An 842-nucleotide genomic window follows, 5' to 3' on the forward strand; every position below is an offset into this window, starting at 1 on the left:
ACGGCAAGATGCACGCGGTCGCGCCCGCGTTCCTTCGCGAGATAGCAGGCGATATCGCCGAAGCGCATCGCCGTTTCGGTATCGAGACCGCGTAGATCGACCAGACCGATGCTCACGCTCGTCGACAGCTTGTGTGTCTCGCACGACCACTCGAACGCGGCTACCTGTTGCCTCAGTCGCTCGGCGATCGGCATCGCGGTTTGTTCGTCGCAATCGAACATGAGCGCGGCGAATTCATCGCCGCCCAGACGAGCCAGTGAATCCTCTTCGCGCAGGCAGTTCTTGATGAGACTGGCCACTTCCCGCAGCATCGTGTCGCCCGCGGCGTGACCATAGGTATCGTTGACGACCTTGAACTGATCGAGATCGATCATCATCAGCATGCAGGCGCGCTGCGCGCCTTCGATGCCGGGCTGCGCATGCAGCGATGCAAACAGGCGGCGCTCGAACTCGGTGCGATTGAGCAAGCCCGTCAGGCCGTCGTGCGATGCCTGCCACGAAAGCTCCGACACGTATTCGCGCTCGCGTGTCATGTTCCGCAACAGCAAGACGACGCCCGTGATCGTCTCGGACGTATCGTGCACGACGGATGTGATCGCCTGCACCACGGTTTCGGTGCCGTGGACGTTGGTCAGGACGAGATCGGTGCTCGCATCCCACGGCTGCTCGCCGCGCAGCGCCTGTTCGATCAGATCGACGGGCCGGCGGTCCCATTCCCGCGCGATGGAGGCGAGCTCGGTCAACGGGCGGCTCACGCAGCCGGCTGCGTCGCGGCAGAAGAGGCGCTCCGCCGCCGGATTGATGAACTCGACGAACCCGGTCGGCCCCACCGAAATGACGGC

1 protein-coding gene is annotated in these 842 nt (G+C 64.0%); it reads right to left on the reverse strand.

All coding sequences use genetic code 11. The features are described from left to right. Nucleotides 1-842 (reverse strand): GGDEF domain-containing protein (locus tag AWB74_RS44960; RefSeq protein WP_143749560.1); only part of this gene is annotated, 842 nt, incomplete at both ends.

The organism is Caballeronia arvi (genome assembly GCF_001544695.2).
In the GTDB taxonomy this organism is placed as follows: Bacteria; Pseudomonadota; Gammaproteobacteria; order Burkholderiales; family Burkholderiaceae; genus Caballeronia; species Caballeronia arvi.